Here is a 23,397-nt window from a genome sequence, read left to right as displayed (position 1 = left end):
CGGCCCCCAATCCTTTAATAGTCCATCGCGGGAACCGGCGCCGGCTTTTCGTCCTTCGGCAGCTCCGCGATCAGCGCCTCGGTTGTGATGAGCAACCCTGCAACCGACGCCGCATCCTGAAGCGCGGTGCGCACGACCTTGGCCGGGTCGATCACGCCGGCCCGGACGAGATCTTCATACTCACCGGTGGCAGCGTTGAAGCCCCAGTTGTAGTCCGATCCCTCGCCGAGCTTCCCGACCACGTAGGCGCCGTCCTCGCCGGCATTGTCGACGATCTGGCGCGCCGGCGCCTTCAAGGCCCGGCGGACGATCTCGATGCCGGCCTTCTGGTCGTCGTTGGCCGCGGAGAGGCTTTCCAGCGCCTTGACCGCGCGGAGCAGCGGGATGCCGCCCCCGGGCAGGATACCCTCCTCGACCGCAGCGCGCGTGGCGTGGAACGCATCGTCCACCCGGTCCTTCTTCTCCTTCACCTCGACCTCGGTGGCGCCGCCGACACGGATCACGGCGACGCCGCCGGCGAGCTTGGCGAGCCGCTCCTGCAGCTTCTCGCGATCATAGTCGGAGGTGGTCGTCTCGATCTGCTGGCGGATCTGCGCGGCGCGGCCGTCGATGTCCGACTTCTGGCCGGCGCCATCGATGATCGTCGTGTCGTCCTTGTCGATCACCACCTTCTTGGCGCGACCGAGCATGTTGACGGTGACGTTCTCGAGCTTGATGCCGAGGTCCTCGCTGACGACATTGCCGCCGGTGAGGACGGCGATGTCCTCGAGCATCGCCTTGCGCCGATCGCCAAAGCCCGGCGCCTTGACGGCCGCGACCTGGAGGCCGCCGCGCAGCTTGTTGACGACCAGGGTAGCCAGGGCGTCACCCTCGACGTCCTCTGCGATGATCAGCAGCGGGCGGCCCGACTGGATCACCTTTTCGAGCAGGGGCACCAGCGCCTGCAGGTTCGAGAGCTTCTTCTCGTGGATCAGGATGTACGGATCTTCCAGCTCGACCCGCAGCTTCTCGGGGTTGGTGATGAAATAGGGCGAGAGATAACCGCGGTCGAACTGCATGCCCTCCACGACTTCGAGTTCGGTCGCGAGGCTCTTTGCCTCCTCGACGGTGATGACACCTTCGTTGCCGACCTTTTCCATCGCCTCGGCAAGGATCTGGCCGACCTCGGTGTCGCCGTTCGCGGAGATCGTGGCGACCTGGGCGATTTCGCTGTTCGCGCTGATCCTGCGCGCATGCGCCTTGAGATCGTCGACCACGGCTCCGACGGCGAGATCGATGCCCCGCTTCAGGTCCATCGGGTTCATGCCGGCGGCGACCGACTTGGCGCCCTCGCGGACGATCGCCTGGGCGAGGACGGTCGCGGTCGTGGTCCCGTCGCCGGCGAGATCATTGGTCTTGGACGCGACCTCTCGGATCAGTTGCGCGCCCATGTTCTCGAACTTGTCCTTCAGTTCGATCTCCTTCGCGACCGTGACACCGTCCTTGGTGATTCGCGGCGCGCCGAAGCTCTTGTCGATCACGACGTTGCGGCCCTTCGGTCCGAGGGTCACCTTGACCGCGTCTGCGAGCGTGTCCACGCCCCGCAGCATGCGGTCACGCGCGTCGGTCGAGAAACGGACTTCCTTTGCAGCCATTGTATCGTTTCCTCCTATGTTCGCGTGGATTTCTGTGGGTGCGCCGCCCTATTTCGACGACGCTTCGGTTTCTACGATCCCGAGGATGTCGCTCTCCTTCATGATGAGCAGTTCCTCGCCGTCGATCTTGACCTCGCTGCCGGACCATTTGCCGAAGAGGACGCGATCGCCGGCCTTAACGGACAGCTCGACCAGCTTGCCGGTCTCGTCGCGGGCGCCGGGGCCGACGGCGACGACCTCGCCCTCCTGTGGCTTCTCCTTGGCAGTATCCGGGATGATGATGCCGCCGGCCGTCTTTTCCTCGGCTTCGATGCGACGCACGGCGACACGGTCGTGCAGGGGACGGAAATGCATGCATTACCTCCAAAGCAGATCATGATGTGATGACCCTCCCGTTCGCGGGGAACGGTCGGTTTCGGCAGAGCTAGGAAGACGATTTTCGACCATCAAGAGATCTGCCGCACTTTCCTGGCGCTTCACCCATGTGAGTGCCAATGCGCATGCGCGGTCGCGCAGCGCACGAGCGGACACTGCCTCGAGAGTCGCGGCGACGAGGTGATGTAGATCAGCGGGCGATTGCGGTTGATTCGCTACGGGACTGCCCAAGAGGACCGGAAGACTTCGGCAAGGACGGACAGCCCGTGATCTCGCTTGGTTCAGTGCTCCAAAGGTGGGTCGCGCGATGGCCCTTGCAGATCGTGAACGCGGGCGCTGTGCAGCGCTCGACGAGCCTTCATAGATCCGGAACGCTTCGAACGGCTTCCAGGCCCAGTCGGGAAGGCGCGCAAGGCCGGAACGGCACGTGCTTCCTCGATCGCTGCACCTTCCGTTGGAGATTTGCAGATGAACACGCCATTTGAAACTTCTGGCGCGGATTTGCACGGCGCCTCCGGGCGAGCGGTAGCTTACGACCCCGGTCTTCGCCGTTACATGCTTGGCATCTATCGCACGATGGCCCTGGGACTGGTCCTTACCGGGCTTGTCGCCTTCCTCGTCGCCGGCACCCCAGCTCTCTATCAACCGATCTTCAACACGCCCCTCAAATGGGTCGTGATGCTGGCGCCGCTCGCCTTCGTCCTGTTCTTCTCCTTCCGCGTCGAGCAGATGAGCGCCAACACTGCGCGGATCGCTTTTTATTCATTCGCGACCATCATGGGGCTGTCGCTGGCCAGCGTCTTCCTGGTGTTCACCGGCACCAGCATCGCGCTGGCGTTCTTCTCGGCCGCCGCCCTGTTCGCGACGATGTGCCTGTGGGGCTATACGACCAATGTCGACCTCTCGCGCTGGTCGACCTTCCTCATGGTCGGGCTCGTCGGCGTCATCATCGCAAGCCTGATCAACCTGTTCCTCGCCTCCGACACGCTGCAGTTCGCCGTCTCGATCATCGCCGTGCTGGTCTTCACCGGCCTTACCGCCTGGGATAGCCAGCGCTTGAAGAATCAATATTTCGCCTATGCGGGGACAGAATCAGCCGAGAAGCTCGCGGTGATGGGGGCGCTATCCCTTTATCTGGATCTCATAAACCTGTTCCAGCTCCTGCTCAACCTCATGGGGGAGCGTGAACGAGCATAGCGACGTCACGTCATGCGCCCTTTAGGGTGCCAAAAGAGGAGGCCTTATGGTTGGAGTCAAAGTCGATGCCGTTTCCGGCGTGTCCGACGCGGTCGGTCAGCAGATGTTAGGGACACTGCGCCGCAACTGGGGATGGATCGTCTTTCGCGGTGTCCTCGCGCTCGCGCTTGGCGTGGTATCCTTCCTGTTCCCGCTCAGCGCCCTGTTCGCCTTTGCGATGGTATTCGCCGCCTATGCCGGTGCCGATGGAATCCTTTCCATGGTCGCGGCGGTGCGCGGCGCCCGGCGTAAGGAGGAGCGCTGGTGGGCCTACGTGATCCGCGGGATCATCGGCATCGCGACTGCGGTCCTGTTCGTGCTGATGCCCGAGGTCATGACGGTCGGCTACGCTCTGGTCACGCTGGTCATGCTGGCGATCTGGGCTATTGTGACCGGCGCCCTCGAAATCGTGGCCGCAACGAGCCTGCGCAAGGAGATCAGCGGCGAGTGGTTGATGGGGCTCTCAGGTGCCCTCTCGGTCGTTCTTGGGATCGTGATCATCATCCTGCTGGTCCTCGATCCCCTCACAACTTTGCCTTCGGCCGCGTGGGTGATCGGTTCGTACGCGATCTTCGCTGGCGTTGTTCTTCTCGGGCTCGGGTTCAAGCTTCGCCGGGCTTAATGGCTCGCCCGTTGCGACTGGCCCAGGCCCCAACAATTTCGCTAGCGCGGCAGGGAAGTATTTGGAATTCCCTGCCGACCGGCTCCAGCAGCAGGGCCGTGCCGCTCACCAGACACTCACATTGCATGGGCTCGGTCGCCAGGCCTGGCTAGGGAGCGTCCAGCGCCTGTGCGCTGGCGATCCGCCCCGACGAACCTTCTACCGTTATCGCTTTCTGGTGGCGCGGACTGGAAGCGGCGTGCCCGCCCGGGCATCAGTTTCGGATAGCAGGAGTATATGGGTTCAATGATCGGCGTGCTTGAACGGCGACGAAAGTGGCTCGCCTTTTGTCTTACCGGGCTGGCGGGCTACGTCGACGGGCTCGGCTTCCTGGCCGCAGGCGGGATGTTTGTGTCGTTCATGAGCGGCAACTCCACACGGCTCGCCATCGGGGCGGCCGAACGGTCGGTGACGGCGTTGATCGCGCTGGGATTGATTGGTGCGTTCCTCACGGGGGTGATCGCAGCCACGCTCGTGGCCACCCTGGTTCAGAAGCGCCGGAAGTCCGCTGTCTTGGGACTCGTGTCATTGCTCCTCGCCTCGAGCGCGACGCTCGCGCACGCCGGCGCGGGCGCATTCGCACCGCTGCTCATGGCTGCTGCGATGGGAGCGGAGAATCTTGTTTTCCAGCGCGATGGCGAAGTGAGCATCGGCCTCACCTATATGACCGGTGCGGTCGTGAAGGCGGGGCAGCGGATCGGCATGGCGCTGCTTGGCGGACCCAGATGGGATTGGCTCCCACACTTGTTGCTGTGGTCGAGCCTCGTCACAGGGGCGATCATAGGCGCGCTTAGCTTCCACCGGTTGGGCGTCGACGGCCTCTGGTTCACAGCGCTGGCCGCGCTTCTCCTCGCCGTCTGGGCAGGCCTCATCGAAAGGACGGGCGAACCGGCGTAATCGCTGCAGGCGTTCTATCCGCGGCCTTGAGGCTGTGGCCGTCGCCTTTTCGGAAGGACGCGCGCACGTCTTTGCCGGCGACCGCCTGAGACAAGCCAAGCGGAGCTGATCTGAGTCAGGGCCTGGTCCATCCTGACAGGCAGAATGTGCAGTCGGTTCGCGCGGATGCAGAGGTGCAGCGCTCACTTTGCTGGAGAATGAAAGGATGACGGACCCCAAAGCGTCGGTGAATCCCGACAAGGACAGGAAGCCGGAACTGGCACCTGATGAGAGCGTGGCCGAGGAAGGTCAGGAGGGGACGGATCTCGACCCGGTCGACGAAGCGATCGAAGAGTCTTTCCCCGCGAGCGATCCGCCGAGCTGGACGCTTTGAAGGTTGGCAGCAGGCCTTTCGCGCCGGAGATCCGAGCCGGAAAGGAGAACGTGCAACGCCGACGATCTCGACGGTTTAGTTGGACATTGCCACAAGCTGCCTTCGCCGACGTTTTCTGATGGCGGCTGCACGCGATGCTTCTAGTAACTGGATGGATCGAGCGAAGCGAAGGACTGGGCATGGCAAAGTTCCTGGCGTTGTACATTGGATCAGCAACAGACGCGGAAAAAGTCGCGTCACCGATAAGTCCTGACAAGCAGTCAGAGGGGATGGCTGCTTGGGGGGCATGGATGGGCAAGAACGCTGACAACATAAAAGATGCTGGCGGCCCGCTCGGCCGGACCCTGCGGGTTTCCTCGTCGGGCGTCGAGGCAGGGCGAAACAGCCTCACCGGCTACATCATCGTCGAAGCGGACACGCACGAGGCTGCCGCGCGCCTTTTCGAGAGCCATCCTCATTTCACGATCTTTCCGGGCGAAGCGGTCGAAGTCGTCGAGTGCCTCGAGATACCCGGAGCAGAGTGAAGCGAGCAGCCCCGACCCGCCGCCCTTGGCGGAAAGCACTTGATCCCCGCGAGAGGCGTCCGGTTCATGCTTCACCACTTTCTCGTCGATGCGGTGATCCTGATTTTCGCCTCCCTGGCGTTCGTCGCGCTCTTCACAAAGTTCCGCCTCTCTTCGATTGCAGGATATCTCGTCGCCGGATCGGTCGTAGGGCCCTACGGGCTTCACCTCGTTTCCGCGAATGAGGGAACCCGTTTCCTCGGTGAGCTCGGCATCGCCGCGCTGATGTTTGTCATTGGCTTTGAATTCTCCTGGCCACGCATTGTCGCGGCCCGTCGCTTGGTTTTCGTGCTGGGCACGCTTCAGGTCGTTGTCACCGCATTGCTCGTAGCCGGGGTCGCCCTCCTCGGGGGACTGTCCCTGACCGCATCATTGATCCTGGGCTTTGCACTCGCGCACTCGTCGAGCGCCATCGTCCACAAGCAGCTACTGGATCAGGACGAGGTGACGACCAGTCATGGCATAGCAACGACGGGTATCCTCCTCTTCCAGGATCTCGCGGCCCTCCCTGTCCTGCTCTTGGTTGGCGCGGTTGCCTCGGGCGCTGAGCAGGACCTCGCCGGCCTGATGTTGCGGTTGGGCGCTGCCGTGCTCGTCTTCACGGGTGCCGCGCTCTTCGCGCGCAAGACGATCGGCCGCATCTTCGATTGGATCGCTCGGAGTGGATCCAACGAGCCGCTGATGCTTGCCGGGCTGGCGTTGGTTGCAGGCGTCGCGCTTCTCGCCGAGATGATCGGTCTCTCCCTGGCGGTAGCAGCCTTCATCGTCGGCATGGTCGTCGCCGAGAGCAACTACCGCCATCACCTCGCAGACGAGCTCCGGCCGCTGCGGGACATCTTCCTCGGTCTGTTCTTCCTGACGATCGGTATGAGCGTTGATTGGTCGATCGTTCTCACCGAGCCGGCGGCGACGGTCGGCGCGGTGGCTATCCTCGTCCTCGTGAAGCTCGCGATCATCTTCGCTCTCGCGCGGTTCAGCGGACTTGCGACCAATGCGGCATTGCAGACCGCGCTGGTCCTGGCGCACGGCGGCGAGATCTCCCTGCTCATCCTGACCCAGGCGATCGGTGGCGGCTTGCTGCCGGAGGTTGTGGCGCAAACGGCACTCGCAGGGACGGCCGTGAGCATTTTCCTGGCTCCGTTCCTCATCCAGTTCAATCGGCGCATCTCGGCCGAGGTCCTGTCGACGCCGCAGCTGGTCGCTGAGCCAGACGTCATGATCGGCGGCTCGGCGGGCGATCTACGCGGTCACGTCATCCTGGCGGGGTGCGGCCCGGTCGGACGGCTGGTGGGTACGGTTCTGAAGGCGAGCGGGATACCTTATATCGCGATCGAGCGCGACGTTGACCGGCTTCGGATTGCCCATCGCGAGGGGCATCAGGTCATTTTCGGTGACGCAACACGCCGCGGCGTGCTTGAGGCAGCCAACATCGATACGGCCGCAGTGGTGGTCGCCCTTCTGAACAGCCAGCCAAGGCTAGAGCAGCTGGTACGCCAGGTTCGGCAACTCAATCCGGCGTTGCCAGTCCTTGTCAGCACGAGAGACAATCGAGGTCTGACATCCATCGCCAAGGCCGGCGCGACCTACATCTTTCCGGAGAACTTGGCTGCGGGCTTGGGGCTGGCAGTGCAGACCTTCGTCGCGCTTGGTGTCTCTCCGGAAGAGGCGCTCGCCCGCGTCCGGGCGGTCCGCCTCCGCCTCAATCCTGAGCTTCGAGCGTTGCGGACGATCTGACCCGTCGCTGGAAACTGCCCTTGCATGAAGGCGGCGCTCAGCGACGGAATCATTGCCGATTAGCTCTCCACCAGGTGAGCGAGTCCGTCGACATCCTCGGACTCCGCTTCTGAGACCAGCGCCGCCATCTTGGCTGCTGCTGCCTTCTCCGCCAGGACGATTGCGTCAGCACCCATCGCCTTCAGGTGGTCCACCTCCGCCTCCGAATGGGCACGCGCGATGATGCGCAGGTCCGGGTTCATGGCGCGGGCACGCTTCGCGATGATCGCGGCTTCGAACCCCTCAGGGATCGCGATCAGCAGCGTCGATGCCCCGGTGATGCCGGCCCGCGTGAGGATGGAAGCTTCGGTGGCGTTACCCTGGACGGCGCGCAGCCCTTCCGCTTGCGCTGCTTGCACGGCCTCTCTGCTGTCCTCGACTATGCTCAGCGCGTATCCCGAGGCCCCGAGCGTTGCAGCGATGAAGCGGCCGACTCGGCCATAGCCCACGATGATCACATGCCCAGGGGGCGGGCCCTGCTCGGGCGCCGGCTCTTCTGAAGATCCTTCCGCAGGGCCGGCGTGCCGAAGTGGACGAACCCCCTGCCTGGTTACGAATGAAAAGAGCAGGGGATTAAGGAAGATCGAGATGATAGCGGCCGCGAGGATCAGGTCCCGGCCTTGGGGAGGCAGAAGGCCGGCGCTGACGCCAAGGCCGGCAAGAATGAACGAGAACTCGCCGATCTGTGCCAGGCTTGCCGAGATCGTGATCGCGGTTTGGTCACGATATCCGAACGATCGGACGATGGCATAGGCAGCCGCGGACTTGCCGACCAGGATGATGGCGAGCGTCGCCAGAAGCGCAATCGGCTGATTGAGGATCACCGCTGGGTCGAACAGCATGCCGGCCGAAACGAAGAACAGGACGGAAAAGGCGTCTCGGAACGGGAGGATCTCCTCGGTCGCGAGCCGACTGAGCTGGGTTTCACCCAGGATCATGCCGGCGAAGAAGGCGCCGAGAGCGAACGAGACGTCGAAGACGAGCGCGGCGCCGAAGGCAACCCCAAGGGCGATCGCGAGTACTGCCAGACGGAACAACTCGCGGGAACCGGTATCGGCCACCCAGTGAAGGATTGCCGGCATCGCGCGGCGGCCCACGAGGAGCATCAGCGCAATGAAGCCCGCCACCTTCATCAGCGTAGTGGTCACGGCGCTCGCGGCAGCGGCGCCCGCGTTCGCCGATGTGCCCGACAGGATGGCGGCTACGGACGGCAGAAGCACCAGCGCCAGCACCATCACCAGGTCCTCGACTACCAGCCAGCCCACCGCGATGCGGCCTTGATCGGTCTGGACGAGGTTGTGCACCTGAAGAGCCCGCACTAGGACGACAGTGCTCGCAACGGATAGCGCGAGACCGAAGACTAGGCCCTGGCCAGCGCGCCACCCGAGCGCCCAGGCCAGCGCCATGCCGAATAGCGTTGCGACAACGATCTGGATCAACGCTCCAGGGACCGCGATCTTTTTCACTGACAGGAGATCCCGCAGCGAGAAGTGCAGGCCGACGCCGAACATCAGGAGAATGACACCGATCTCGGCAAGCTGCGATGCGATTTCCGGGTCCGCCGCGAAGCCGGGCATCGACGGCCCGACGAAGGCGCCAGCGAGCAGATAGCCCGCGATCGGGGATATCTTGAGCCGGTGCGCCACGGTCCCTGCGATGAAAGCAGCGACCAGGCCGGCGACAATCGTGGCGATTAATGGTGCGTCATGGTGCATGGTCATTCCATCAATAGCAAAGTCTCGTTCTCACTCCGGCTCAGCTGGTCCGAGCAGATCACAACAACGGGCTGAAGAGCCGCGCTACGTTCTCGGCACACTTGCGCGCGAGATTGCGGCGCTCCCAGTCGCTTGCTCTCAGTGGGACGGATTGTTCCAGCCTTGAGCGCTCGATCTGGCGCAAGGTAAGTGTCGCCTCGCGGTCGTAAAGGACGAGGCTGATCTCCGAATTCAGGGCAAATGATCGCATGTCGACGTTGCTCGATCCGACGACGGCGACTGCCTCATCGATGCTCATATGCTTGGCGTGCAGGAAGCCCGGCTGGAACAGGTGGATCACCGCACCGGCCGACAGCAGCTCGGAATAATAGGACTGCTGCGCGAGGTGAACGAGGGGATGATCGGAGCGGCCGGACAAGAGCAGATGGACTTCGGCTCCCTTGAGGATCGCCACCTGCAACGCTTGCAGGAGGGGCTCGCTCGGGACGAAGTAGGGAGTGGAGATCAGGACACGATCTCGAGCCGAATGAATCAGCGCAACGAACAGCTCGTCGATGCCCCCATGCTCGAGATCGGGCCCACTCGGCAGAACTTGCCCGAGGCTGCTGCCGGCATCGTCTGCCGGAGGGTAGAGATGCCCGTCGGCGAGCTCCTTCTCCGTCTCGAGGAACCAGTCCGCCACGAAGACCGCCTGCAATTCGCCGACAACCGGCCCTCGAACCCGGGCCATTACCTCCCAATTTGGCCAGCCCCATCCATGATCGGCGTCGATGATGTTCTGCGAGCCGGTGTAACCGGTGCGTCCGTCGATTACGGCGATCTTGCGGTGATTGCGCAGGTCGAAGCGCGTGGTGCGGCCAAGCACCCGAATCGGCAGGATCTCGTGAACTTCGACGCCTGCGGGCCGCAGCTCCCGCTCGATGCGGGCGGCCCACGTGCGCGATCCGATCGCATCGACGAGCACCCTGCACCTGACGCCGCGCAGCGCGGCCTGGCGCAGCGCGGCGATCACCTTCTGGCCGGCGGCGTCCGTGGCGAAGATGTAGAAGAGAAGGTGGACATGGTCGTTGGCGTGCCCGATATCCTCAACGAGGAGACCGATCGTTGCGTCGTAGTCCGTCAGGAAGTCGACCTCATTGCCTTGTAAGAGCGGCATGCGGCCAATCCCGCTCACGAGGGAAGCCGCTGAAGCTTGGACGAGCGGCAGCTCGGCCGGCCGAGCGACCCGGTCGATGCAGGAAACTGCCCGGTCGATGATCGGCCAGAGTTGCGCGACACGTTCTCGACGCCACCGGGGGTGGAATGGCCGGCCGATCGCCAGATAAAGGACGAGGCCGAGCCACGGCGCCACGAAGAAGAGGAGCAGCCAGCTCTGCGTCGCAGCCGGCGACCGGCGGAAGGGAACAACGATCAGCGCGCCGATCCGGATCGCCCAAGGCGCTGCGACGGCCAGCCACTCGAGAGCGACGCCCAGGTTCACCTCATCGCCTTTGGCGATGAAGAAGCCGTGTTGCGCGAAGTGATCCGATCCCAGCATCGCGGCCGCGGTGTGGACTCCTGGGCGGAGCGTGCCTCCCAACCCATTCTGTGTCGAGGTCCAGAGAGGCTAAAGTCGTGTGGGATGCGATCGGCTCGGTTCGGTCCACGGGCGTCTGGTCGATCGGCATGCTGGGCTGGGAGACCACTTGGCGCGTTGCGCACGGTGCCGCCTCATGGCGGCGGGCCGGCGTCCTCGTACACGAACCGCTGCTGCCGCTTCCGGATGACGCCAGCCGCGCCCGTTGAGATCAGCCCGCACATAATCACCTCCTGGAAGGAGCGAGCTTCCCACCGGCAAGGTGGCGTGGCCCTGACATAGCTCAGGACGAGCTCGACGAAAGTTAAGGTATGAGCTGCGTGCCGGACCTTCCGGAACCAGGTGATGCCCAGACGAAGGGGCGAATGGCGTAGCTCGTGCCGCCGTGCATGACGGCTGAAGGGACCAGGTGGGCGCTCGGGCTCGGCGCCTTGCGTCGCCCCGAAGCTCAGCTCGTGCGGCAGATGTGCTCGCGCCATGCGCCGGCGTCGCGGTTGGGATCAGGTCGGCGTGGCCGTGAGGCCAACACGAGACAGATCGGGGTGAGCACACATGGATAAGCCACTTGTCATCATCTCCGGCGCAACGGGCAATCTTGGACGTTCGGTGGCGGCTGTGCTTTCAGCGGATTACCGGATCGTCGGGCTCGATCTCAAAGCAGAGGCGCTGACCTTCCCGGTGATCAAGGTCGATCTTGCTTCGGACCAATCTGTGCTCGATGCTCTGGCGCAGATCCGCGCGAGCCATGGTGGACGCGTGGCGTCGGTGATCCACCTGGCGGCCTACTTCGACTTCACGGGCAAGGAACATCCGCTCTACCGGTCGGTCAATGTAGAGGGCACGCGCCGGCTCCTGCGAGCGTTGCAGGACTTCGAAGTAGAACAGTTCGTCTATTCAAGCACGATGCTCGTGCACGCGCCGTGCGCGCCGGGCGAACAAATCGACGAGAGCTGGCCGATCGATCCCCGTTGGGCCTATCCGAAGTCGAAGGCGCTGGCCGAAGAGGTAATCCGCGAAGAACACGGTTCCATCCCATATGCGATCTTGCGCTTCGCCGGGGTGTACGACGAGGAGTCTGCAGTCCCCACGCTCTCCAATCAGATAGCCCGGATCTACGAACGCGAATTCGAGAGCTTCTTCTACTCGGGCTCGCCGCTAGTGGGCCAGTCCATGGTCCATCGAGAGGATGTTGTCGAAGCGGTCCGTCTCGCCGTTCAACGCCGGGACACGCTGCCGCCCGATGCGGAGATCCTGATCGGCGAGCCCGAAGCGCTGGGGTATGATGCGCTGCAAGACGAGATCGGATATCTCATCCACGGCATCGAGGACTGGCCGACGTTGCGAGTGCCAAAGCCGGTGGCGGCAGTCGGTGTCTGGGCTCAGGATAAGCTCGAGCCCGTCGTCCCCGACGCAATCGACGAGGGTGAGAAGCCGTTCATCAAGCCCTTCATGATCCGGCTTGCAGACGACCATTATGCGCTGGATATCGGCCGCGCCGAGAAACTGCTGGGCTGGCGACCCCATCATCGCCTCAAGGATGAGCTCCCGAAGATGATCGCGGCGCTGAAGCGCGATCCTCTGGCTTGGTACAAGAGAAACGGTCTCCGGCCGCCGCACGATCTCGCCGAGGCCGCCGCGCTGGGCAAACATCCTGAGGAGGTCAGGCGGGCGAGCGACGAGCGCTACCGGAGGGAGCATTCCGAGACGCGCTGGGCGCATTTCGTGAACCTCATGCTCGGAACCTGGTTGCTCACTCAGCCGCCGCTGATCGGCGTGGTCGAGCCTCTGCTCCGCTGGACCGAGATCGTCTCCGGCGTGCTGCTGATCGTCTTCGCATCGCTGTCGCTGAGCTGGCACGCGCCTTGGGCGCGATGGGTATCGGCCGCGATAGGCGCTGTCGTGATGGCAGCGCCGTTTGTCTTTTGGACCGACAATCCAACAGCATACCTTTCCGACACGCTGGTGGGTATGTTGATCTTCGGCTTTGCGGTCGGGACAAAGCCCGAAGTGGGGCCGTCACCTCTGGCGCGAGTGACCGGTCCGCAGGTGCCTCAGGGGTGGACGTATAATCCCTCGAGCTGGACCCAGCGCATCCCGATCATCGCCCTTGCACTGATCGGCCTCTATGTCTCCCGTTACCTCGCAGCATATCAGCTCGGCTATGTGTCCGACGTCTGGGAGCCCTTCTTTCAGGGAAGCGTCGAAGACCCGCGCAACGGCACCGAGGAGATCATCACCAGCGAAGTCTCGGAAGCATGGCCTGTTTCCGATGCCGCGCTCGGCGGCTACACCTACGGCCTCGAGATCCTTACGGGGATCGTCGGGTCGCGCGCGCGCTGGCGGACCATGCCGTGGCTCGTGCTTCTCTTCGGGCTGATGATCGCCCCGCTCGGGATTGTCTCGATCTTCTTCATCATCATCCAGCCGATCTGGATCGGCACCTGGAGCACGCTGGCGCTGATCGGAGCCGCGGCGATGCTGATCCAGATACCCTACTCGCTGGACGAACTGGTGGCGGTCGGCCAGTTCCTTCGCCGCCGTGCACGGGCAGGCAAGAATGTGCTTCGGGTCTTCCTGTTCGGGGACACGGACGAGGGGGGGGCTGGTGACGTGCCTGACGAGTTCGACCGACCGGCCCGCGCGATCGTGAAGGACGTGGCGATCGGTGGCGTGAGCCTGCCCTGGAACCTGGCCATTGCGGCCGCGCTGGCGGCATCGCTCTTGTTCACGCGGGTCACGTTCGGCGCAGCGCCGCCGATCGCGGATTGGGATCACCTGCTCGGGTCACTGGCGCTGACCGTGATCTCGATAGCCGCCGCCGAGGTCGCGCGCTCCGTCCGCTTCCTGCTCATTCCCATTGGCGCGGCGCTCTGTGTTACGCCATTCGCCTTCGGCGCGGAGGCTCTGCACACCGCATATAATGTGCTGCTAGGCCTTGCGTTGGTCGGTCTCGCCATCCGGAGAGGCGAGGTGTCAGCCCAGTACGGGTCGTGGAATCGCCTGATTGCCTGACCAGGGCAGGCGCGGCAGGGCTCGTGACACGCGGCCGCAGCGCGGCTGAGACGGGAAGGGCGGCCGCGTTCTTTGGCGGTGATATCGGTTCAGGACCTGCCCGGCGCTGCTCGCGGCAGGTGCAGGATGACTCGGGTTCCCGCGCCTTGGTCGCTCTCGACCGCGATATCACCGCCAAATTGGGTCGCGAACCTTCGGACCTGGCCCAACCCGAGTCCGGTTCTCCTGAGCGACTGCCTCGTCGTGAAGAACGGATCGAAAACGCGGGTCAGAACGTCGGGTGCGATTCCTTCACCGGAATCGATCATTTCAAGCCGAACGAAGTCGCCCGCTGCGCCTATAGGGCTCGCCGTGCTTCGGAATGTGTTCAAGGCTCGCAGGACCAGCACGCCACCCTTTGGCATCGCGTCGGCGGCGTTCGCCAGGAGATTGAAGAGCGCAAACTGGAGATAATTGGGTAGGACGCGGACCGGCCAGAGGTCACGCGCGATCTCTGTCCGAAAGTCCACGCCGTCTCCCAGAATGGTGCTGGCCCGCGCCTCCAGCCCGCGGATCAGCGCTTCAACCGAAACCCGCTCGGTCGTCACGCCGCGATCGGTGCTGAGCTCCGCGATATCGTCGGCCAGGGCGGCGGCATTCCGGATCGCGTGCTTCATTCCGGCTACGAGGCGCGCCAGCTGCTGCTGATCCGCTCCGCGCTCGATCGAGACCAGACCTGAGGCGATCACCGCCAGCATATTGTCGAGGTCGTGCGCCATTCCACGCATCAGCATGTCGGGTTGGCGAACGACCCGATCGGCCGGGCTGCTCAACACAGTCGTGATGTCCATGACCACTCCTTCGGTCGCCGGATGCCAAGCTTCGGTCGCCATGCCATGCCGGAGCATATCGCGACCGGCGCCAATCGGGGGCTGAGCTAAATCAGTGTTAGCCTGCCCGGAGCGCTTACCGATGAAGCTCGCCACCGGCCGCCTCGGCGGAATGACTGGAAGTACCAAAGTAGCGTGGAGAGTTTTGTGCCTTAGCTGGCGAAACGGCGCAATCACGCACCGGCGCGCTCAGCCTGAGGCGACTGGCCACCCAGCTTTCGGTCAGCGTGCCAGGCATGTCGGCGGCTCCGCGATGACGCTGTTCGAAGAAGGAGTTAGATGCCATGTCCATTCGTGATCTGATCCCCTGGAGCCGTCAGGAGAACAAGGTTCCTGCTCAGGTCAGCGCTGCCGGCGCTGCGAGCGACCCGGTGCTCTCGCTGCACAGGGAAGTGAACCGCCTGTTCGAAGATGTCTTCCGTGGCTTCGGCGTGCCGGCGCTCGCCGGCGTCGAGCGAGGGCTCCTCGCCCCGAGCGTCGAGCTTGCCGAAACCGACAAGGAAATCCGCGTCACGGCCGAACTCCCCGGCCTCGACGAAAAGGACGTGGAAGTGATCGTCGAGGAAGGCGTCCTCACGCTCCGTGGCGAGAAGAAGTCGGAGGTCGAGGACAAGGACCGGGGTTACTCCGAGCGGAGCTACGGGCGATTCGAGCGCCGCATCGGCCTTCCGAAGGGTATCGAGCAGGACAAGGCGAGTGCCACGTTCAAGAACGGCGTTCTCACCGTCACGGTGCCGAAATCGGCGTCTGCCGCCGAGAACGTCCGCCGCATAGCCGTCAATTCGGGTCAGGCATGACGGTGCCCGCCCGTGGGCCGCGCGCCCACGGGCGGAGCCATTCAAGCAATTGCGACGGTTCTGGTGAAGCTGTCCCGCTCCCGGCAACGGCATATCACGTATGATCAGAGCAGAAGGCGAGGGTGCTCCCGAGTCGACAGTGTATAGCCCGAAAGGTTGATCATGAGCTGCCGGTTGCGGATCACGAGCGAGTTCGCTGCGATCGCTGCCAGATCGCCGCGGCGAAGCTCCTGCATCGAGCGGCTGACATGAGTCTCAGATAAGCCGAGGAGGTCAGCCAGATGGCGACGCTGAAGCGGGAAATACGACATCGCATCTTGCCCGAGGTCCAACGCAACGAGGCGATCTACAAGCTCAAGGAGGAAGTAGGCTAGGCGTTCAGCGCCATTCTGCTTCGCGACAAGCGCCATGCGGCGATCGGCGCGGCGCTGGTCCTCCATGAGCGCGAAGACCATCGCCTCGGAGAGGTGGCTGTGCCGCTGAAACAGCTCGTCAATACTGCGCCCTGTCAACACGCACAGCGTCACGGGGGTTAGGCTTTCGACACCGCTCTCCGAATCGCCCAGCATCAACTGTTGGAGACCGATCAGGCTACCCGGCAGCAGAATGTCGATGATCTGTCGTTGCCCGGTTGGTGTAAGCTTGTAGCGATATGCCCATCCCGCATACAGCGTGTACAGCTTTCCGGCGAACCGCCCAGGCTCGATGATCACGCGGCGCGCAGGAACATCGATCTGATTATTCTTAAGGGCGCGCACAAAGCTGAGCTCGGGCGCTGTAAACTTCTTGAACAGCGCCAACCGGCGAAGCGCGCAGTCTTCACACGGTATGAAGTTCATTCGCAGTCCGACCCCGTTCGCATAGCCAGTGCGCTATAGCAGCAGTGGGCCCACATGTCACACCGGTGGCTGCCTCGGCTGCGGCCCTGTCAGGTCGTGACCACCGCCGCCGCCAGACGCGCAAGCCCGATCGGATCCAGGATTTCAAGGTTGCGGCCATTCACCTGCACATAATTATGCCGCTGGAGCCGGGTGAAGGTACGCGTCACAGTCTCGCTGGTTAGCCCGAGATGGTCGCCGATGTCGGCTCTGGACATAAGCAGATGGAAGTGGCGGCGCCCTTCCAGCCTCTGCATGAGATCGAGAAGAAAGAACGCCAGCCGCTCCATGGCATTCGACCGTCCGAGCAGGAAACCGGTGCGGAGCGCGACCCGATAGGTGCGCAGAAACCAGGTCGTGATCGTGGCGCATGTGAAGTGATCGAACTGCGACAGGCCCTCGAGCACGCTGCGATCCGTCATGATGAGCGAGGTCGGGCACAGGGCCTGGGCGAACTGGCTGCGCACCTCGTCGCGTTCGAGCAGGATGAATTCCCCCGGCAGGTAGAAGCCGCCGATCCAGCGGCGACCATCCTCGGAGATGATGCTGGTTTGGATGGCGCCGGAGAGGATCCAGTAGAGGCCATCCGACTCGGGCCGTGCAGGGAGTTCCTGGCGGTCCTTCAACATGATGAGTTTGGAGTTGAAGCCATTTCCTAGAGGCGGAGGAACGACCTTTCGCCCGCGATTCATCGCGGGCGCCTCCGTCTCATATGAGCTAATAAGCCGTTCCACATGTCACTGTGCGTAACATATGTCACGGGTTAGGGCAATCCCAATGGCCGAGTCGTGCCACAGTTCGACCGGCAGAAAGCTGAGCTATGTCAGGGCGGCTGAGGGCCGGGCCTGCAATTCCAGGCGCTACCTGGAGAATATCGATGAGCGCGTTGAGCTGGATATCGGCCAAGATCGCGATCTCACCGCCCTCGCTGGCCCCGCCAGCGGGCGGCCGGGTGGATCAAGATCCGATGTTCAAGATGTTGGGAAGCGGCTCGGGAAACTGTGCCCCGGACTTCCAAGGCATTCCCCAATTCGCAGCTTTTCCGGAGGAAGCGCTGCGGCAAACCGCGCCCCGCGGACCGGGGGCTCGATGCGGGACGGCCGATATCCTCTCTCGACGAGAAACCCCGGCGAGCGGTCCCTCGCCCTTTGTGAAGGAGTCGAACCGTGAACGTCGTTCCTAAGGCGGAATGGCCTCAATATCTGAACCGCGTGTCCCGCGGCCTGACCGGGCTTCGAGCCGAAATCGAAGTCGCATCGCTCGAACTCGGCGATCAGATCGAAGCGCAATACCTGCCGATCACCGGAATCTTCTATGACCACAAGGATGACTTGGTCGGTGTGACGCTCGAGGGGCTGGATCACATGATCCGCCACCCGCAGTCGATCTATGTCGAAGAATCCGGCGATGGCGTTGCGGCGATCGCAGTGATCGATCGCGACGGAACGAATCACCTCATCAAGCTGAGGCGGCCGCTGGCGCTGCCCGCTCCCGACCAATGAGCCCGTATCCTCAACAACCAAAGGGAAGATCATGAAACGCAGTCTTTTCGCCGCGACCGCAGCCTCGGCCCTCATCTTGACGGCGGGCTGTTCCAAGCAGGACGCCGACAACCAGGCCGCCGAGAACACGACCACGGCGGCGAACAACGCCACCGCGCAGGCGACGCCGGCCCCGCCGGTCGATCGCGAAGAGCTGCTCCAGGACGCCGTTTCGGCGCTGCAGGAGACAGAGAATGCTCTTGCCGCGCTCGACAAGAAGGATGCCAAGGCCGCGACCGCCGCTCTCGAGCGCGCGACGGGCAAGCTGGAAATCGTGCTCGCGCGCAACCCCAGCCTCGCTCTCGCCCCGGTCGACGTCAGCGTCGTCAGCTACGACGTCCTGGGTTCGGTGGACGCCGTGAATGCGCTGCGGAAATCGGCCGAGGACGCGCTCGAGGATGGGCGGCTGCAGGAAGCACGCCATCTCATCGACGGGCTGGCGAGCGAGACCGTCGTGCGGGTCAGCAATCTCCCGCTCGCGACCTACCCGGACGCGATCAAGGCGGCCGCGGTCCTGGTCGCGCAGAACAAGCTCGATGAAGCGAAGGCGGCGCTCGAAGCGGCGCTCAGCACGATCGTGGTCCGCGACGTGATCCACCCGCTCCCGCTTACGCGGGCAAGCGCGGCAATCGAAGAGGCGCGCAAGCTGGCCGCGAACGCACAGCGGGGCGCCGGAGACGAGGCGAAGATACAGCGGCTGCTGACCACTGCGCGCGAGCAGCTCCGGCTCGGTCAGGCGCTCGGCTATGCGACCAAGGACGAAATGAAGGACCTTCTGAAGACGGTCGACGAGATCGAGGACGGCACCAAGAACAAGGGCGCGGCGACCAGCATCTTCGACAAGATCCGCGAGCGCTTCAAGAAGGCAACGGAGTCGAGTCAGCCTGCGGAGAAGAAGTGACCTTGCGCTCTCCAAGCAATGCGGCAGGCGCCGGCGCGCGCAGGTTCGACGGTTCCGCCGGTCGGCAACGAGGGGAAACATAAGTAGATGAGTGCGGACGTTCCGATCCTGCGAAGTCCGCACTTCATCAAACCCGACCATCGAAGAACGGTTATACGAACGTTCATGCCCGGCGACTCGCCGAATGCCTTGGAGCAGGGTCAGACCCGGGCCGAGCGCATCGTCGGGCGGATCCTCGGCCTGTCTGAGGATGAATTGGCGGACGAGTACGCACGGCTGCTGAGTGTTCTTTGCGGCCGCCACCGCGACGTGGAGAAGGTCTTTCTCCAGCGCTACGAGAACGCCAGAGAACTGCTCCGCGGGGGCTTCTCGGCGAGTGGCGCTCGCGCAAAGCTGATCGGCGCCTATTTCAGCGAAGAATATGCCTACCAGTCGGCTGCTCTGTTCAACCCGAGCATCGTCAGGCATCCGGATCAGTCGGGTTGTCCGCCAGGCGCGCTGCGGTTCATCCTCTCGCTGCGGGCGATCGGCGAAGGGCATCTTTCGTCCATCGCCTTCAGAACGGGCACCTGGCAGCCAGGGAGAGACATCGTCCTAGATGCGGCGAGCCCGCTGGCGGCCACGCCCCTAATCGAATATCCCCAAAACGATGATGGTGCGGTGCGTCTTCATTGCGAAGACAGTCACAACCTGTCGGAGACAGTCCTCTTCCCGATCCTCGAGCGGCAGCGCGGCGGCATTGAGGATCTTCGGCTCACCAGCCTCGAACTGGAGGACGGGTCGACACTGTTTGCAGGGACCTACACGGCGGTCGGGGGACGAGGAATCGCCCAGGAGCTGCTCACCACCCGAAACTTCATCGACTTCAAGATGCACCGGCTCGAGGGACCGATCGCCGCCTCGAAGGGAATGGCGCTGTTTCCCCGCCTGATCGAGGGCCGTTACGCGATGCTCGGCCGGCACGACAATGAGAATATTTGGCTTCTGCTGTCCGAGAACCTGCATCACTGGGACGGGGGCATCAGGATCGTAAACCCGCAATGGACATGGGAATTCACACAGCTCGGCAACTGTGGATCGCCGATCGAAACTGCCGATGGTTGGCTCGTCTTCACGCATGGCGTTGGAGCGATGCGGGAATATTGCATCGGTGCGTGCCTTCTCGATCGATCCGATCCCAGCCATGTGATCGCCCGCACACGCCGGCCGCTGCTGCGCCCGTCCCCGGAGGAGCGATACGGCTACGTCCCGAACGTCGTTTATAGCTGCGGCGCGCTGCTGAGCGGGAACGACATATTGCTCCCATATGGCGTCGCAGACAGCTTCACTGCCTTTTCGACCTTGACCGTTGATGCTCTGTTGGCCGCGATGGATTAGGCGGTAACGCACGGGGAACGTAACGGGGTCGCAGCAATCCGACTGACATGGGTCAGCCAGCCGGACGGCTTCACTGCTTACAAAGCACTTCGTCTATCGGCGCCGCCGACGCGCGATCTCGTGGAGCTGCCTGCGTGCCGCACACCTTGCCCCATTGCCTGCTCCGGTCAGTACTTCTGATTGCGCTTCCGCTTAGCGGTGCTGGCGCGCTTGCGCAGGACGGGAAGCCTCAGCAGCCGGTCGGCGAGGTGTTGGACCGCGCGGGCAAGATTGTCGTGCAGCCCGCCCACGATGTGGGTGTCGCCAGGACCGAGATTCCGCCGGTGCTCCTCAAGGCCGCAGAGGATCCATATAGCGTGGAGAAGCTTGGAACCTGCCGCGAGCTCACAGAGGCGATCAAGGAACTGAGCAACGTCCTGGGCCCTGATTTTACCACTGCGCGCCAAAGACGAGAAAATCGGGCCGGGAGAATAGCCGAAGCCGGCGGCAGGTCCGTGGTCAATGCCTTGATCCCCTTCCGCGGAATCGTCCGGGAGATAACAGGCGCCGCTCCCGCGCAGCGGCGCCTGAATGCCGCAATCGACGCGGGCTACGCGCGGCGTGGCTTCCTCAGAGGGCTCCATTACGCCCGCCACTGCCGCTCGAACTTCTAGAAGGGGAGGGGAACGCCTTGCCGGTCTTCCGCTTGGTGACAAAAACGGTCAGAAAGCCCTGGGGCCGGCGGTCGCTTGGACCTGGGTGCGATGACGTGAGTGCGGGCGAGGAGCCCATCGGCGAAATCTGGTTCGAGGTTCCGCGCGGGAGCGGGCTTGGTGAACCAGAGCTGCTGGTCAAGCACTTGTTCACAAGCGAGCGGCTCTCTGTCCAGGTTCATCCTGATGACACCACCGCGAAGGCGCATGGGCTTCCCCGGGGCAAGAGCGAAGCCTGGCATATCCTCGAGGCAGAGCCAGGGGCGAGCATTGCCATGGGATTGCGCGAGCCGATTGCAAAAGACCGGCTGCGGGCCGCAGCGAAGGACGGCTCGATCGTGGCGCTGCTCGATTGGAAGCCGGTAAGAGCGGGTGACTTCTGGTACGCGCCGGCAGGCACGATCCACGCCATAGGCGCAGGGCTCAGCCTGATCGAGATTCAGCAGAATGTGGACGTCACCTATCGGCTCTATGACTATGGTAGCAATCGCGAGCTCCATCTGGACGAGGCGGTGGAGGCTGCCCGCCCGGCGCCCTACGAGGCTCCATTCGCCCCATTCGAGTTGGCGCGGGGCAGGCGGGTGCTTGCCGCCGGAGGGCCGTTCGTGGTGGAACGCTGGGCCGACGCTTTCACTGGCATTCTGGCGCCGCGGCGAGGCGAGCCGGTCTGGTTGATACCCCTCCGGGGCGAAGCGGTCGTGGGATCGGAGCCGATTGAGCCCGGCGGCGTGTGGATCGTCGCTGGCGATGCCGGCGTCAACTTCACCGGCTCGTGCGATCTTCTCGTCGCCTATTCGGGCCGAGCGGTGCACGAGGCGCTCATCAGCAGATCTCGGAATGAGCGGCAGTCCTGAAGTCGCTCCCGATCGAACCGAAAGCGCCTTCGTGATCTGAGCTAGATCAGTGCCGGACGGAGGTGTTGCGCATAGCGAAGCCGATGATCCCGCCTCGGTGGGCTTCTCCAAGGATGGGCCTTGAAATGCCTGCTAGTCCGGTTCGCTGCGCCACAATCCTGACATTGCTTCTCGCATGCGGGAATCCCGCGAGTGCGCAGACTTCCACCGCTTCGTCTTCAAGCCCAACCGAAGGCCGCAGCGAGCAGTACAACGTACCGCCGCCGCCTGGCTACAAGCCGTCTCCTGGCCGGTTCGTGCAGTCGGACCGCGAGCGCGAGGAGGACGATCGCTACAGCCGCGAAGCCGAACGGTGGGCGGCAGAAAACTGTATTGCGGACCGCCGAAGCAACGTCGCTGCAGGCGCGGTGATCGGCGGGCTGATTGGAGCGCTTGCTGGTTCAGGGCTCGCCGGTCGCTACGATAGAGCCCCGGCCACCGTCCTTGGCGCGGGTGCAGGCGCGGTCGCGGGCAGCGCCATCGCGAGGAACGCCAGCCCCGACTGTCCGCCCGGGTTCGTGGTCAAGGCAGCGCCCGAGCCCTTCTATCCGCCACCCGTCTATCCGCACGTCTATGTGGCGCCGCCGTGGTATGATCCCTGGGTATGGTACGGGGGCCACTGGATCTACAGGCCCTATCCCTATCACCGATACTGGTACAAGCGCCACTGGCGACGCCGCTAAGTGCCGGAGGAGCCGGAAGTCCTTGGTGTGCCTGAGCCGCTATGGCATGGGTTTGCCACTCCGGAGCATTTGGCCGAGAGCCTGGTCCGAGAGGTGTCGGGCATCATCACCGATCGTCTAGATACGGAAGGCGCCGCCTTCGTCGCCTTTCCAGGTGGCCGGTCGCCTGTGCGCGCGTTCGAATTCCTTGCACCGCGCGCGAGCGGGTGGCGTGGAGTCACGATCATCCCCACCGACGACCGCCTCGTGCCGCCACGCGACCGACTGTCCAACTATGGTCTGCTGGAGAGATATTTCGCGGCGGGGCAAGCACAGCTCATCCCTCTCGCAAGACCACCGTTCGATGATCCTGCCGCGGCGGCAGACGCAGCCGAGCTGAGGCTTTCGGACCTGGCTTGGCCGCTGGATCTGGTCTGGCTAGGGTTCGGCCTGGATGGGCATGTTGCCTCGCTCCTCCCCGGACCCGACCTTTCCGTCGCGATGCGTTATCCTGACTGGAGGCGCGTCGCGGGCGTCAGGCCCGTGCCGCTTCCGGCCGAGGCGCCGGTGCCAAGGGTGACGTTGACCCTGAGTGCCATTCTCTCGGCAAAGCGACTGCTGATTTCCGGCTGCGGCCGGGACAAGTTGGAAGTCGTCAAACGGGCCTTGGATGAGGGTGCGGAGTCGCAGATGCCGCTCGGCATCGTCTTAGCTAAAGCGAAGTGCCAGCCCGATCTGTTCTGGAGCCGATAGCGTCGGACTTTGCCAGTGGATCAGGCTCGCTTCGCGACGTCACTCATGCGGGACCGGCTCAGCAAGCTCTTTGCGAAGAAGCATCGCAGCGAATGCTGGGTGTCGTGGAGAAGATGCTGGGGACGTGGACTGCCTGCGACGACTGGTCCGGTTGCATAGTTAGTTGATGCGCGCCTGTGATGCCAGCCTGGGCGGGAGGCGTAGCGTAGCGGAGCCGAT

22 protein-coding genes are annotated in these 23,397 nt (G+C 63.7%); 14 read left to right on the top strand and 8 right to left on the bottom strand.

All coding sequences use genetic code 11. The annotated features are described in order from the left end of the window. Window positions 1-14: 14 nt before the first annotated feature. The gene (gene groL / locus GGR89_RS21270) at window positions 15-1,634 is read right to left on the bottom strand and encodes a chaperonin GroEL (RefSeq protein WP_066516333.1); all 1,620 of its coding nucleotides are present in this window, start codon (window positions 1,632-1,634) and stop codon (window positions 15-17) included. 48 nt (window positions 1,635-1,682) lie between these two features. Beyond that, window positions 1,683-1,988 carry a co-chaperone GroES gene (gene groES, locus GGR89_RS21265; RefSeq protein ID WP_007406608.1) on the bottom strand — a complete coding sequence of 102 codons (306 nt, stop codon included), beginning with the start codon at window positions 1,986-1,988 and terminating at the stop codon, window positions 1,683-1,685. A gap of 489 nt (window positions 1,989-2,477) precedes the next feature. Here groES and GGR89_RS21260 point away from each other — a divergent pair, with 489 nt between their 5' ends. From GGR89_RS21260 to GGR89_RS21235, 6 genes are all read left to right on the top strand, one after another. Continuing rightward, a complete protein-coding gene (locus GGR89_RS21260; protein WP_066516334.1) occupies window positions 2,478-3,206 on the top strand; it encodes a Bax inhibitor-1/YccA family protein in 729 nt (242 codons plus the stop codon). A 46-nt stretch (window positions 3,207-3,252) separates the two neighbouring features. After that, on the top strand, window positions 3,253-3,867 hold the full coding sequence (locus GGR89_RS21255) for an HdeD family acid-resistance protein (protein ID WP_066516335.1): 615 nt from the start codon (window positions 3,253-3,255) through the stop codon (window positions 3,865-3,867). 285 nt (window positions 3,868-4,152) lie between these two features. Continuing rightward, the gene (locus GGR89_RS21250; protein ID WP_066516336.1) at window positions 4,153-4,803 is read left to right on the top strand and encodes a YoaK family protein; all 651 of its coding nucleotides are present in this window, start codon (window positions 4,153-4,155) and stop codon (window positions 4,801-4,803) included. Between the two features lie 205 nt (window positions 4,804-5,008). After that, window positions 5,009-5,176: a hypothetical protein gene (locus GGR89_RS21245; RefSeq protein ID WP_164542692.1), complete on the top strand. Its 168-nt coding sequence runs from the start codon at window positions 5,009-5,011 to the stop codon at window positions 5,174-5,176. A 179-nt stretch (window positions 5,177-5,355) separates the two neighbouring features. Beyond that, window positions 5,356-5,700 (top strand): YciI family protein, encoded by a 345-nt coding sequence (locus GGR89_RS21240; RefSeq protein WP_066667017.1) that lies wholly within the window; start codon window positions 5,356-5,358, stop codon window positions 5,698-5,700. 66 nt (window positions 5,701-5,766) lie between these two features. Beyond that, the gene (locus tag GGR89_RS21235; RefSeq protein ID WP_066516444.1) at window positions 5,767-7,473 is read left to right on the top strand and encodes a cation:proton antiporter domain-containing protein; all 1,707 of its coding nucleotides are present in this window, start codon (window positions 5,767-5,769) and stop codon (window positions 7,471-7,473) included. A 59-nt stretch (window positions 7,474-7,532) separates the two neighbouring features. On the opposite strand, the gene GGR89_RS21230 is transcribed toward GGR89_RS21235, so the two are convergent. Further along, complete coding sequence (locus GGR89_RS21230; RefSeq protein WP_125976975.1) at window positions 7,533-9,227, bottom strand: cation:proton antiporter domain-containing protein; 1,695 nt, start codon at window positions 9,225-9,227, stop codon at window positions 7,533-7,535. Window positions 9,228-9,285: 58 nt separating this feature from the next. After that, entirely contained in the window at window positions 9,286-10,764 is a 1,479-nt protein-coding gene (cls, locus tag GGR89_RS21225; protein ID WP_066549616.1) for a cardiolipin synthase, read from the bottom strand. A gap of 591 nt (window positions 10,765-11,355) precedes the next feature. Between cls and GGR89_RS21220 the strand changes: the two genes are divergently transcribed. Further along, entirely contained in the window at window positions 11,356-13,815 is a 2,460-nt protein-coding gene (locus GGR89_RS21220) for an NAD-dependent epimerase/dehydratase family protein (protein ID WP_007406280.1), read from the top strand. A gap of 89 nt (window positions 13,816-13,904) precedes the next feature. Here GGR89_RS21220 and GGR89_RS21215 read toward each other — a convergent pair whose 3' ends face one another. Further along, the gene (locus GGR89_RS21215; RefSeq protein ID WP_037569525.1) at window positions 13,905-14,645 is read right to left on the bottom strand and encodes a sensor histidine kinase; all 741 of its coding nucleotides are present in this window, start codon (window positions 14,643-14,645) and stop codon (window positions 13,905-13,907) included. 323 nt (window positions 14,646-14,968) lie between these two features. Between GGR89_RS21215 and GGR89_RS21210 the strand changes: the two genes are divergently transcribed. Beyond that, entirely contained in the window at window positions 14,969-15,481 is a 513-nt protein-coding gene (locus GGR89_RS21210) for an Hsp20/alpha crystallin family protein (protein WP_007406251.1), read from the top strand. Between the two features lie 104 nt (window positions 15,482-15,585). Here the strand turns inward: GGR89_RS21210 and GGR89_RS21205 are convergent, their stop codons facing one another. Both GGR89_RS21205 and GGR89_RS21200 read right to left on the bottom strand, forming a co-directional pair. Beyond that, window positions 15,586-16,320, bottom strand: coding sequence for a Crp/Fnr family transcriptional regulator (locus GGR89_RS21205; RefSeq protein WP_007406257.1), 735 nt, complete (start codon window positions 16,318-16,320; stop codon window positions 15,586-15,588). Between the two features lie 89 nt (window positions 16,321-16,409). Next, window positions 16,410-17,051 (bottom strand): helix-turn-helix domain-containing protein, encoded by a 642-nt coding sequence (locus GGR89_RS21200; RefSeq protein WP_007406290.1) that lies wholly within the window; start codon window positions 17,049-17,051, stop codon window positions 16,410-16,412. 474 nt (window positions 17,052-17,525) lie between these two features. On the opposite strand from GGR89_RS21200, the gene GGR89_RS21195 reads away from it, so the two are divergent. The 3 genes from GGR89_RS21195 (at window position 17,526) to GGR89_RS21185 (ending at window position 20,178) form a co-directional block, all read left to right on the top strand. Further along, on the top strand, window positions 17,526-17,861 hold the full coding sequence (locus tag GGR89_RS21195) for a DUF5335 domain-containing protein (RefSeq protein WP_007406253.1): 336 nt from the start codon (window positions 17,526-17,528) through the stop codon (window positions 17,859-17,861). A 31-nt stretch (window positions 17,862-17,892) separates the two neighbouring features. Next, window positions 17,893-18,801: a YfdX family protein gene (locus GGR89_RS21190; RefSeq protein WP_007406281.1), complete on the top strand. Its 909-nt coding sequence runs from the start codon at window positions 17,893-17,895 to the stop codon at window positions 18,799-18,801. Window positions 18,802-18,888: 87 nt separating this feature from the next. Further along, a complete protein-coding gene (locus GGR89_RS21185) occupies window positions 18,889-20,178 on the top strand; it encodes a glycoside hydrolase family 130 protein (protein WP_125974926.1) in 1,290 nt (429 codons plus the stop codon). Between the two features lie 167 nt (window positions 20,179-20,345). On the opposite strand, the gene GGR89_RS21180 is transcribed toward GGR89_RS21185, so the two are convergent. Next, window positions 20,346-20,801: a hypothetical protein gene (locus tag GGR89_RS21180; RefSeq protein ID WP_037569498.1), complete on the bottom strand. Its 456-nt coding sequence runs from the start codon at window positions 20,799-20,801 to the stop codon at window positions 20,346-20,348. Between the two features lie 125 nt (window positions 20,802-20,926). Between GGR89_RS21180 and GGR89_RS21175 the strand changes: the two genes are divergently transcribed. From GGR89_RS21175 to GGR89_RS21165, 3 genes are all read left to right on the top strand, one after another. After that, on the top strand, window positions 20,927-21,724 hold the full coding sequence (locus GGR89_RS21175; protein ID WP_082052520.1) for a class I mannose-6-phosphate isomerase: 798 nt from the start codon (window positions 20,927-20,929) through the stop codon (window positions 21,722-21,724). A gap of 296 nt (window positions 21,725-22,020) precedes the next feature. After that, window positions 22,021-22,446 carry a glycine zipper 2TM domain-containing protein gene (locus GGR89_RS21170; RefSeq protein ID WP_037569492.1) on the top strand — a complete coding sequence of 142 codons (426 nt, stop codon included), beginning with the start codon at window positions 22,021-22,023 and terminating at the stop codon, window positions 22,444-22,446. 69 nt (window positions 22,447-22,515) lie between these two features. Next, window positions 22,516-23,178: a 6-phosphogluconolactonase gene (locus GGR89_RS21165; protein WP_209092444.1), complete on the top strand. Its 663-nt coding sequence runs from the start codon at window positions 22,516-22,518 to the stop codon at window positions 23,176-23,178. Window positions 23,179-23,397 lie beyond the last annotated feature (219 nt).

This window comes from Sphingomonas trueperi (assembly GCF_011927635.1).
GTDB classification, from domain to species: domain Bacteria; phylum Pseudomonadota; class Alphaproteobacteria; order Sphingomonadales; family Sphingomonadaceae; genus Sphingomonas; species Sphingomonas trueperi.
Note: the sequence above shows the minus strand (reverse complement) of the source record. Positions and strands in the feature narration are given on the sequence as shown.

Bases quoted from the DNA above. Each gene is read 5' to 3' on its own strand.
- groL (WP_066516333.1), bottom strand. From the start codon at position 1,634: ATGGCTGCAAAGGAAGTCCGTTTCTCGACCGACGCGCGTGACCGCATG.
- groES (WP_007406608.1), bottom strand. From the start codon at position 1,988: ATGCATTTCCGTCCCCTGCACGACCGTGTCGCCGTGCGTCGCATCGAA.
- GGR89_RS21260 (WP_066516334.1), top strand. From the start codon at position 2,478: ATGAACACGCCATTTGAAACTTCTGGCGCGGATTTGCACGGCGCCTCC.
- GGR89_RS21255 (WP_066516335.1), top strand. From the start codon at position 3,253: ATGGTTGGAGTCAAAGTCGATGCCGTTTCCGGCGTGTCCGACGCGGTC.
- GGR89_RS21250 (WP_066516336.1), top strand. From the start codon at position 4,153: ATGATCGGCGTGCTTGAACGGCGACGAAAGTGGCTCGCCTTTTGTCTT.
- GGR89_RS21245 (WP_164542692.1), top strand. From the start codon at position 5,009: ATGACGGACCCCAAAGCGTCGGTGAATCCCGACAAGGACAGGAAGCCG.
- GGR89_RS21240 (WP_066667017.1), top strand. From the start codon at position 5,356: ATGGCAAAGTTCCTGGCGTTGTACATTGGATCAGCAACAGACGCGGAA.
- GGR89_RS21235 (WP_066516444.1), top strand. From the start codon at position 5,767: ATGCTTCACCACTTTCTCGTCGATGCGGTGATCCTGATTTTCGCCTCC.
- GGR89_RS21230 (WP_125976975.1), bottom strand. From the start codon at position 9,227: ATGCACCATGACGCACCATTAATCGCCACGATTGTCGCCGGCCTGGTC.
- cls (WP_066549616.1), bottom strand. From the start codon at position 10,764: ATGCTGGGATCGGATCACTTCGCGCAACACGGCTTCTTCATCGCCAAA.
- GGR89_RS21220 (WP_007406280.1), top strand. From the start codon at position 11,356: ATGGATAAGCCACTTGTCATCATCTCCGGCGCAACGGGCAATCTTGGA.
- GGR89_RS21215 (WP_037569525.1), bottom strand. From the start codon at position 14,645: ATGGACATCACGACTGTGTTGAGCAGCCCGGCCGATCGGGTCGTTCGC.
- GGR89_RS21210 (WP_007406251.1), top strand. From the start codon at position 14,969: ATGTCCATTCGTGATCTGATCCCCTGGAGCCGTCAGGAGAACAAGGTT.
- GGR89_RS21205 (WP_007406257.1), bottom strand. From the start codon at position 16,320: ATGAACTTCATACCGTGTGAAGACTGCGCGCTTCGCCGGTTGGCGCTG.
- GGR89_RS21200 (WP_007406290.1), bottom strand. From the start codon at position 17,051: ATGAATCGCGGGCGAAAGGTCGTTCCTCCGCCTCTAGGAAATGGCTTC.
- GGR89_RS21190 (WP_007406281.1), top strand. From the start codon at position 17,893: ATGAAACGCAGTCTTTTCGCCGCGACCGCAGCCTCGGCCCTCATCTTG.
- GGR89_RS21185 (WP_125974926.1), top strand. From the start codon at position 18,889: ATGAGTGCGGACGTTCCGATCCTGCGAAGTCCGCACTTCATCAAACCC.
- GGR89_RS21180 (WP_037569498.1), bottom strand. From the start codon at position 20,801: ATGGAGCCCTCTGAGGAAGCCACGCCGCGCGTAGCCCGCGTCGATTGC.